At 63.8% G+C, this 7,511-nt stretch carries 11 protein-coding genes, 3 tRNA genes and 1 pseudogene; 12 read left to right on the top strand and 3 right to left on the bottom strand.

Annotated elements, in window-relative coordinates; genetic code table 11:
- On the bottom strand, nucleotides 1–450 hold a 450-nt coding region (locus tag AC2VOK_RS04755), incomplete at its 3' end, for an MBL fold metallo-hydrolase (RefSeq protein WP_428899460.1).
- A 114-nt stretch (nucleotides 451–564) separates the two neighbouring features.
- On the opposite strand from AC2VOK_RS04755, the gene AC2VOK_RS04750 reads away from it, so the two are divergent.
- The 12 genes from AC2VOK_RS04750 to rplA all read left to right on the top strand — a co-directional run bounded on the left by AC2VOK_RS04750 (nucleotide 565) and on the right by rplA (nucleotide 5,679).
- Complete coding sequence (locus AC2VOK_RS04750) at nucleotides 565–780, top strand: type II toxin-antitoxin system VapB family antitoxin (RefSeq protein WP_428899459.1); 216 nt, start codon at nucleotides 565–567, stop codon at nucleotides 778–780.
- A 140-nt stretch (nucleotides 781–920) separates the two neighbouring features.
- A tRNA-Thr gene (locus AC2VOK_RS04745) sits at nucleotides 921–993 on the top strand.
- Nucleotides 994–1,026: 33 nt separating this feature from the next.
- A tRNA-Met gene (locus AC2VOK_RS04740) sits at nucleotides 1,027–1,100 on the top strand.
- A 30-nt stretch (nucleotides 1,101–1,130) separates the two neighbouring features.
- Entirely contained in the window at nucleotides 1,131–1,298 is a 168-nt protein-coding gene (rpmG, locus tag AC2VOK_RS04735) for a 50S ribosomal protein L33 (RefSeq protein ID WP_421529547.1), read from the top strand.
- A 49-nt stretch (nucleotides 1,299–1,347) separates the two neighbouring features.
- Nucleotides 1,348–1,824 (top strand): (3R)-hydroxyacyl-ACP dehydratase subunit HadA, encoded by a 477-nt coding sequence (hadA, locus tag AC2VOK_RS04730; protein ID WP_428899458.1) that lies wholly within the window; start codon nucleotides 1,348–1,350, stop codon nucleotides 1,822–1,824.
- Nucleotides 1,811–2,239, top strand: a complete 429-nt coding sequence (hadB, locus tag AC2VOK_RS04725; protein ID WP_428899457.1) for a (3R)-hydroxyacyl-ACP dehydratase subunit HadB — start codon at nucleotides 1,811–1,813, stop codon at nucleotides 2,237–2,239. Before hadA ends, hadB begins: the two co-directional genes overlap by 14 nt.
- A gap of 3 nt (nucleotides 2,240–2,242) precedes the next feature.
- Complete coding sequence (hadC, locus tag AC2VOK_RS04720; protein ID WP_428899456.1) at nucleotides 2,243–2,743, top strand: (3R)-hydroxyacyl-ACP dehydratase subunit HadC; 501 nt, start codon at nucleotides 2,243–2,245, stop codon at nucleotides 2,741–2,743.
- A 158-nt stretch (nucleotides 2,744–2,901) separates the two neighbouring features.
- Nucleotides 2,902–2,974 (top strand) — tRNA-Trp (locus AC2VOK_RS04715).
- A 146-nt stretch (nucleotides 2,975–3,120) separates the two neighbouring features.
- On the top strand, nucleotides 3,121–3,603 hold the full coding sequence (secE, locus tag AC2VOK_RS04710) for a preprotein translocase subunit SecE (protein ID WP_428899455.1): 483 nt from the start codon (nucleotides 3,121–3,123) through the stop codon (nucleotides 3,601–3,603).
- A 32-nt stretch (nucleotides 3,604–3,635) separates the two neighbouring features.
- Nucleotides 3,636–4,424, top strand: a complete 789-nt coding sequence (gene nusG, locus AC2VOK_RS04705) for a transcription termination/antitermination protein NusG (protein WP_428899454.1) — start codon at nucleotides 3,636–3,638, stop codon at nucleotides 4,422–4,424.
- Between the two features lie 45 nt (nucleotides 4,425–4,469).
- Nucleotides 4,470–4,898, top strand: coding sequence for a 50S ribosomal protein L11 (rplK, locus tag AC2VOK_RS04700; protein ID WP_421529553.1), 429 nt, complete (start codon nucleotides 4,470–4,472; stop codon nucleotides 4,896–4,898).
- Nucleotides 4,899–4,971: 73 nt separating this feature from the next.
- Nucleotides 4,972–5,679 (top strand): 50S ribosomal protein L1, encoded by a 708-nt coding sequence (gene rplA / locus AC2VOK_RS04695; protein WP_428899453.1) that lies wholly within the window; start codon nucleotides 4,972–4,974, stop codon nucleotides 5,677–5,679.
- Between the two features lie 93 nt (nucleotides 5,680–5,772).
- On the opposite strand, the gene mmaA4 is transcribed toward rplA, so the two are convergent.
- The gene (gene mmaA4 / locus AC2VOK_RS04690; RefSeq protein ID WP_428899461.1) at nucleotides 5,773–6,669 is read right to left on the bottom strand and encodes a hydroxymycolate synthase MmaA4; all 897 of its coding nucleotides are present in this window, start codon (nucleotides 6,667–6,669) and stop codon (nucleotides 5,773–5,775) included.
- A 333-nt stretch (nucleotides 6,670–7,002) separates the two neighbouring features.
- A pseudogene (locus AC2VOK_RS04685) lies at nucleotides 7,003–7,511 on the bottom strand (NAD(P)/FAD-dependent oxidoreductase); the annotation flags it as partial.

Genomic DNA, 7,511 nt, shown 5'->3' with positions numbered 1-7,511 from the left:
GCTGCCCGGCGTGTGTCCCGGGGTGTGCAGCAACTCGATCTCGATATCCCCGACGGTGACCTTGTCGTGGTTCTCGTGGGTGGTCAACTCGCTCATGGCGATCCCGGTGACGCGGGCAACCCAGGGTGCCTCGTGGGTGTTCACGTGCACCCGGACGGCTGTCCGATCCAGCAGTTCGGCCAGTCCCTTCAGTTCGAAGCCCATCATCTCCCCGCCCACGTGGTCGGGGTGATGGTGGGTGACCAGGACCCCGGACAGGTGCATGCCGTCGGCTTCCAGGGCGTCGGCCAGGTCGCCGGCGGCGTAGGCCGGGTCGACCACCACGCAGTCACCGGTTTCGCGGTCGCCGATCAGATAGGCGAAATTGCGCATTTGCGTCGCGACCACATCCCCGGCGGCGAAATCGCGACCGGAGAGTAGTTGACGAAAGTAAAGACGATCTTGTGGCACCCCATCAGAGTAGGGCTCGCCGAAATGCGCCGACCCCAGACGTGCGGCAGCACCGGCCGCGCGGACGCGCCTCAGACGTAGATTGCGCTGGTGTGGAGTGGGTACCGTTGGCGCATGCACAAGAAGGTCGAGATCGTGATCGACACCGATCTGGTCGACGAGGCGATTCGTCGGTACGGCCTGGCCGGCACGCGCGAAGCCGTCCACCTCGCGCTGCGTACCCTGCTCAGCGAGGGTGCCGGCGGGGAGCGAGACCGACCCGACGACGAGTACGACGAGTTCAGCGACCTCAGCGCATGGCAACCCCGCCGCAACGAGGATCGGGGGTGATCCTGGCGGCGGGCCGGTCCTTGCCTCATCGGCAGGATCTCGCGGCGCGGCAGTGGATTGCACACGTGGTTTGGTGAGGTCGCGAGCCGGGTTGTACCCTCTTTTAGGCCCGCGACACCACCGGTCGAATCGGGCGAACGGCCCCCTTAGCTCAGTCGGTAGAGCGTTTCCATGGTAAGGAAAAGGTCAACGGTTCGATTCCGTTAGGGGGCTCGGCGGACGCCGGGCAGGCTGGCGGCGTGCAGAGGCGATGTAGCTCAGTCGGTTAGAGCGAACGACTCATAATCGTTAGGTCGCCGGTTCGAGTCCGGCCATCGCTACAGAACACCAAGTGTGAGAGAGAATGAGACATGGCTTCCAGCACCGATGTACGGCCCAAGATCACCATGGCGTGTGAGGTGTGCAAGCACCGCAACTACATCACCAAGAAGAACCGCCGTAATGACCCCGACAGGTTGGATCTGAAGAAGTTCTGTCCGAATTGCGGCAAGCACCAGGCGCATCGCGAGACGCGCTAGCGCTGACGGTGCGAGTGGTTGTCCAGATGACCAGGTAGGTTTTACAGCCGTGTCTTTGATGGCCATCGTCGGGATGCACTACCGCTATCCCGACCATTACGAGGTGGAACGCGAGAAAATTCGCGAGTACGCGATCGCCGTGCACAACGATGACGCATCGTTCTTCGAGGAAAAAGCCGCAGCCGAGCTCGGATATTCCGGTCTGACAGCGCCGCTGTCGTTCATCAGCGTGTTCGGCTATCGGGCGCAGTCGGCATTCTTCGACCACGCCGACATCGCGGTCAACGACCAGCAGATCGTGCAGGTCGACCAGGTTCTCACATTCGTCAAGCCGATCGTGGTGGGCGACCGGCTCTATTGCGACGTCTACGTGGATTCGGTGCGCGAGGCCCACGGCACTCAGATCATCGTGACCAGGACCGTCATCACCGACGACCACGGCGATATGGTCCAGGAGACTTACACGACCCTGGCGGGCCGTGCCAACGAAAACGGAGAAGAGGGATTTTCTGATGCCACTGCGTGAGTTCAGCACGGTAAAAGTGGGCGATCAGCTCCCCGAGAAGACCTACGCGCTGACGCGCCAGGATCTGGTGAACTATGCGGGGGTGTCCGGTGACTTGAACCCGATCCACTGGGACGACGAAATCGCCAAGGTCGTGGGGTTGGACACCGTCATCGCGCACGGAATGCTGACCATGGGCATCGGCGGGGGGTATGTCACCTCCTGGGTCGGCGACCCCGGTGCGGTCACCGAGTACAACGTGCGGTTCACCGCCGTCGTGCCGGTGCCCAACGACGGCAAGGGCGCCGAACTCGTGTTCAGTGGGAAGGTCAAGTCGGTCGACCCCGAGACCAAGTCGGTGACCATCGCCCTCACGGCCACCACCGGGGGCAAGAAGATCTTCGGCCGGGCCACCGCGTCGGCCAGACTGGCGTAGCTGATGGCACTCAAGGTCGACATCCGCGGCATGGTGTGGCGCTACCCGGACCACTTCATCGTGGGCCGCGAACAGGTCCGCAGCTTCGCGCGCGCGGTCAAGTGCACCGATCCGGCCAGTTTCCACGAGGAGGAGGCGGCCGAGCTGGGCTACGACAACATCCTGGCACCGCTGACGTTCGTGTCGATCTTCGGCAAGCTCGTCCAGGACGACTTCTTCCGCAACGTCGACGTGGGCATGGCAACCATGCAGATCGTCCAGGTGGATCAGAGGTTCGTCTACCTCAAGCCGGTGCGTGTCGGGGACAAGCTCTTCGCCAGGATGGACGTCCATTCGGTGGACGAGCGCTTCGGCGCCGACATCGTCGTCACGAAGAACACCTGCACCAACGAGGATGGCGAGGTGGTCCTGGAGTCCTACACCACCCTCATGGGGCACGAGGGTGACAATTCGATCCAGCTGAGATGGGACGCCGAATCCGGACAGGTCGTCAGAACTGCGTGATTAGTAACTGACTCCTACGCCGATGTACACTCGGACCTCGGGGTTTTCCCAGCATCAGCGCGCCTCCCAGGAATTGGACGAGCGGAAGCGCGCGCCGTGCAAGCCCCGACAGACAGGGTTGGACGGGGCCGAAGGCGGATCTGTCCTGCCAACCGCGAAGGGGCGTAGCTCAACTGGCAGAGCAGCGGTCTCCAAAACCGCAGGTTGCAGGTTCAAGTCCTGTCGCCCCTGCTGACGGCGAACGTCCGGCGACGAGGCAGGCCGGGACGGCCTGAGGAGGACCCGGACCGTAGGTAGGGTGCCATGGTGGACACTGGAAGTGCGCACCATCACAACGAGACGGCCCGCGGATCAGCTATCGGACAAAGGAGCATGCGGTGAGCGACGAGAAGGACGTTGCCGACGACGCCGCACGCGACGGCGGCGAAACCGGGGGGAGCGGTGGCCGGACGGCGGTGGCCACCCAGCCCGCGGCGCGCCCGCCACGGCCGACAGGTAAGCGGTCCCGGCGGCGGACGGAAGACGCGGGCGACGCGGGAGCCCCTGCCCACGACGAGTCGCCGACCGAGCCCAAGCCGGGCAAGGACAAGGCGGGCAAGGACAAGGGCAAGAAGAGCCCCAAGGACAAGGCCGGCAAAGCGCGGAAGGCGACGAAAGCCGGCATTTCTGCCAACCCTTTCGTGTTCGTCTACAACTACCTCAAGCAGGTCGTTGCGGAGATGCGGAAGGTGATCTGGCCTAACCGCAAGCAGATGCTGACCTATACCTCGGTGGTGCTGGCGTTTCTCGCTTTCATGGTGGCGCTGGTAGGGCTCGCGGACTTCGGCCTGACCAAGCTCGTGCTGCTGGTGTTCGGCTGAACTTTCGAGACTGACAGGAAGGACTGAAAACCGTGAGTAGCTTCGACGGTGACACGTCCGCGGGTGAAGCGGTCGACGTGGAAGAGCGCGAAGAGAGCGCCGAGGTTCCCCAGGCTCTGGAGGAAGCTGAATCCACCGACCCCTCCGACGCCCCCGAGGCCGCCGCGCCCGAGGCTGAGCCGGAGCCGGCCGACGAACTCGACCCGGCCGCCGCGCTCAAGGCCGAGCTGCGTAGCAAGCCCGGTGAGTGGTACGTCATCCACTCCTATGCCGGATACGAGAACAAGGTCAAGGCCAACCTGGAAACCCGGGTGCAGAACCTTGACGTCGGCGACTACATCTTCCAGGTGGAGGTTCCCACCGAAGAGGTCACCGAGATCAAGAACGGCCAGCGCAAGCAGGTCAACCGCAAGGTGCTGCCCGGCTACATCCTGGTGCGCATGGATCTGACCGACGATTCGTGGGCCGCGGTGCGCAACACCCCGGGGGTGACGGGATTCGTCGGCGCCACGTCGCGGCCCTCGGCTCTCACCCTCGACGACGTCGTCAAGTTCCTGTTGCCGCGCGGGGCAGCGAAAAAACCCGCCAAGGGTGCGGGCAGCGCTGCCGCCGTTGCCGAGACGGGTGGTCTGGAACGTCCGGCCATCGAGGTCGACTACGAGGTGGGCGAATCGGTGACGGTCATGGACGGTCCGTTTGCCACGTTGCCGGCCACGATCAACGAGGTCAACGCCGAACAACACAAACTCAAGGTGCTGGTGTCGATATTCGGCCGTGAAACGCCGGTGGAATTGACGTTCGGCCAAGTCTCCAAGATCTAGCCGGCGCACCGGCTGCACAAACCCAGGAAGGAACACCCATATCCCATGGCCCCGAAGAAGAGAGTCGCCGGGCTGATCAAGCTGCAGATCCAGGCCGGGCAGGCCAACCCGGCCCCGCCGGTAGGGCCGGCGCTCGGCCAGCACGGCGTCAACATCATGGAGTTCTGCAAGGCCTACAACGCGGCCACGGAGAATCAGCGTGGGCAGGTCATCCCGGTGGAGATCACCGTCTACGAGGACCGTAGCTTCACCTTCGCGCTCAAGACGCCGCCCGCCGCCAAGCTGCTGCTCAAGGCCGCCGGTGTGGGCAAGGGCTCGGCGGAGCCGCACAAGACCAAGGTCGCCAAGGTCAGTTGGGACCAGGTCCGCGAGATCGCCGAGACCAAGAAGTCCGACCTCAACGCCAACGACATCGATGCCGCCGCCAAGATCATCGCCGGGACGGCCCGGTCGATGGGCATCACCGTCGAATAACCGTCACGACCGCGTGGGAGGGCCAGCTTCGGCCCGCTTGAGAACCACAACCAACCACGAGATTGGATATCTGATGAGCAAGAACAGCAAGGCATATCGCGCCGCCGCGGAGAAGGTGGACCGCGACCACCTGTACAGCCCGCTGGAGGCGGCCCAACTCGCCAAGGAGACGTCCTCGAGCAAGCAGGACGCGACCGTCGAGGTCGCGATCCGGCTCGGGGTCGATCCCCGCAAGGCCGACCAGATGGTCCGCGGGACAGTCAACCTGCCGCACGGCACCGGAAAGACCGCTCGGGTCGTGGTGTTCGCGGTCGGTGAGAAAGCCGAACAGGCGCAGGCCGCCGGGGCCGACGTCGTCGGCAGCGATGACCTGATCGAGAAGATCCAGGGCGGCTGGCTGGAGTTCGACGCCGCGATCGCGACTCCAGACCAGATGGCCAAGGTCGGCCGCATCGCCCGGGTGCTGGGTCCGCGCGGCCTGATGCCGAACCCCAAGACGGGCACCGTCACCGCGGACGTCGCCAAGGCGGTGGCCGACATCAAGGGCGGCAAGATCAACTTCCGCGTGGACAAGCAGGCCAACCTGCACTTCGTGATCGGCAAGGCGTCGTTCGACGAGAAGAGTCTCGCCGAGAACTACGGCGCGGCGCTCGACGAGGTACTGCGGCTCAAGCCGTCCGCATCGAAAGGCCGGTATCTGAAGAAGATCACCGTCTCGACGACGACCGGCCCGGGCATCCCCGTCGACCCGTCGATCACCCGTAACTTCGCCGAGGCGTAAGCCATTCTCGCGAGCAGACGCAGAATCGCACGGATATCGCTGCGGCGATGCGATTCTGTGTCTACTCGGCGAACTCGCCGTTGACCGCCATACCTAAGCGGTGGCGCCCGGCTTGAGATAGGTCACCAGGCTGCAGTCCAGCATCTCGTCGTTGAAGTAGTGCTCGCAGCCGCGCAGGTACTTGATGTAGCGGTCATAGACCTCTTCGGAGGTGGCTTCGATGGCCTTGTCCCGGTTGGACTCGAGCGTGTCGCCCCAGATGTGCAGCGTCTTGACGTAGTGCGGGCGTAGTGAAAGCGGTTCGGGTACAACGAAACCCGCCTTTTCGCCGTGCTCGACCATCATCTCGGTGGACGGCAGACGGCCGCCGGGGAAGATCTCGGTGACAATGAACTTGATGAACCGCATCGTCTCGAATGTCAGCCTTTTGCCGCGGGCCGCCATGTCATAGGGGTGGTAGCTGACACTGCTCTGGACGGTCATCCGGCCGTCGTCAGGCATGATGTCGAAGCACCGCTTGAAGAAGTCGTCGTAGTTCTCGTGCCCGAAGTGCTCGAATGCCTCGATCGACACGATCCGGTCCACCGGCTCGGTGAAATCCTCCCAGCCGTGCAGCCGCACCTGGCGGGAGCGGTTGGTGTCGATCGCGCCGACCGCCTCTTCGCAGCGGGCGTACTGGTTCTTCGACAGCGTCAGTCCGATCACGTTGACGTCGTATCGCTCGACGGCACGCTTCATCGTGGCGCCCCACCCGCAGCCGATGTCGAGCAGCGTCATGCCCGGCTTGAGGTCCAACTTGTCCAGGTTCAGATCGATCTTGGCGTACTGGGCCTCTTCCAGGCTCATGTCATCGCGCTCGAAATACGCGCAACTGTACGTCCGGGTCGCATCCTGGAACAGCGCGAAGAAGTCGTCGGAGACGTCGTAGTGGGCCTGGATGTCTGCGAAGCGCGTACGCGCCTTCGTCGGGCTCGTCGGGTGCTCAGCCATGGTGGTTTTGTTCTCCTGGGTGATGTTCGATGCAACCATACCGACCGGGCCGTGTGCCTCCGAAACACGCTGGTCGGCGTGAAATATTGAACCGGGTGAACTCTGCCGTCTCCATGGTCAGCGGGACGCCAGGCTCCGGGATCTGCGTGAGATGCGAGTCAAGATTGGAGTCGAAATTGCACCGCTCGAGCGTGGTCACCGGCCCACTCTCCGACATCATGGCCTCCCGACCGGACCGGCACTTTTGCGCGATACCCTGGCGGGCACCCTACTCGCAGTCGGGTGCCGGTCATGCATCCACAACGCGCCTGCGCCGGATTTCTCTCTTTCGGTTCAGCGGATCGTGTAATCGCTGAGCGGGAAGCGCGAAGCCTCCCGCGTCGCGTTGAGCACCGACGTGGGCCTCAGCAGCGACGCCCTGCCGTTGGGGTCGAAGTAGTAGGAGCGCGCGTTGGCGCAGTCGCCCGCGTGGAAGACCGTCTTGTCGAGGAGGCCGGTCATCCGGTCCATGAACCGCGCCAGTGCTTCTTCGGTCACCTCGAACTCGGTGGCGTCCCGGCGCCGGAGCTCACCGAAGAGTCGGTCCATGTGTCGCATCTGGTATTCCATGGTGTTGAAGAACGACAGGCTGGAAAACGCGAACGGACTGGCCAGGCTCAACAGGTTGGGGAAATAGGGAATGGACACGCCCTGGTAGGACTGAAACCCGGCGTCGCGCCACCATTTTCCGAGGTTGCGCTCTTTGCGCCCGATCACCTCGAACGCCGGGAAATTGGCGTCCCAGAGGTCGAAACCGGTGGCCAGCACCAACGTGTCGATGACGGTCTTGTGCCCGTCGGCGG

Source organism: Mycobacterium sp. TH-M116, assembly GCF_057473685.1.
The sequence above is the reverse complement of the archived record's forward strand: the minus strand, read 5'-3'. Positions and strand labels throughout refer to the sequence as shown.